Origin of the sequence: Methanoregula sp. (assembly GCF_002835825.1) — an archaeon.
Classification (GTDB): domain Archaea; phylum Halobacteriota; class Methanomicrobia; order Methanomicrobiales; family Methanospirillaceae; genus Methanoregula.
Map to the genome: position 1 here is coordinate 1 of NZ_PIZH01000745.1, position 1,066 is coordinate 1,066.

The window sequence follows — 1,066 nt, forward strand, 5'->3', positions numbered from 1 at the left end:
ATGTGGACACGGATATCTCCTGAGTCTAAATTGAGCTTCCCCTCCTCAAATCTTTGTCGGCATAAAAAAACAGGCCGGCTGCCGGTAAAGTTCTGAATTGTATCCTGATGTGCGTGAGGTTCTTTGTCAGAGGGACTGCATTCCGCCCCGGGTCCGGCCCCGTATTGAGCCCGGATTGCACCGGCCGGATTATCCCGGGTGACGAATTCGCGGTTTTGGGTGACTATTATTTTCTGATTTGCCTAATTCTGCGTTATCTCTCTAATCGGAGAGAGGTATGAACCCGGAAAAATTACTAAACAGAGCTAATTGGCGGCCTCCGGAATTTCCGGTCGACCTGCACTACCTCCCAAACCTGATTTTCGCGTTTACGGGGCCGCGATTTTTCCGGCCTGCGGCAGAAACTGTCCGCCTGCCAGATCCGGTCCTGCCCGGAATCCGCCATACCGACCATACCCTTATTGTACTGGAATTGCCAAAACCATAGTAAGGAAGTGAACGAATGCCCGAACTGGATACACCGCACCGGCGCAGGAGTCCTGTCATCAAAAAGCTGGAGGCAGCAGCTCCCGCTATCCGTTCACAGTTCGGCCTCAGAAAGATCGGCATCTTCGGATCGTTTGCCCGGGGCGAAGAGACACGGACAAGCGACGTGGACGTGCTCGTGGATTTTGCTGAAGGGTATGCAACGCTGAGGAATTTTGTCGGGCTTGCCGACCGGCTCGAAGCGCTCCTCAGACGGAAAGTTGATCTCATAACGGTCGAAGGGATTGACAAGTATATCCGGAACAATGTGGAAGCAGAGGTGATCTGGTTTGAAGGATGACCGGGTGTACATCCGGCATATCCTGGACGAGATCGCATTCTTACGAAAGATATCTGACGGAAAGACGCTCCAGGACCTGAGGAATGACGATTATTTTGCGCATGCGGTCAGGAGCGCAATCGAAGTGATCGGAGAAGCTGCAAAAAACGTTCCCGACAGGATCAGGACAGAAAACCCGGATATCCCGTGGCGGGAAATGGCAGCGCTCCGGGACCGGGTTATTCACGGGTAGTTCCGGAT

At 53.2% G+C, this 1,066-nt stretch carries 2 protein-coding genes; both read left to right on the plus strand.

Translation table 11 applies throughout. The features are described from left to right. Positions 1-502: 502 nt before the first annotated feature. Entirely contained in the window at positions 503-826 is a 324-nt protein-coding gene (locus CW742_RS14870; protein ID WP_292421739.1) for a nucleotidyltransferase family protein, read from the plus strand. Next, entirely contained in the window at positions 816-1,058 is a 243-nt protein-coding gene (locus tag CW742_RS14875; protein ID WP_292421742.1) for a DUF86 domain-containing protein, read from the plus strand. Before CW742_RS14870 ends, CW742_RS14875 begins: the two co-directional genes overlap by 11 nt. Positions 1,059-1,066: the final 8 nt, after the last annotated feature.

Excerpts from the sequence above, each read along its gene's own strand:
- CW742_RS14870 (WP_292421739.1), top strand. The coding sequence starts at position 503 with ATGCCCGAACTGGATACACCGCACCGGCGCAGGAGTCCTGTCATCAAA.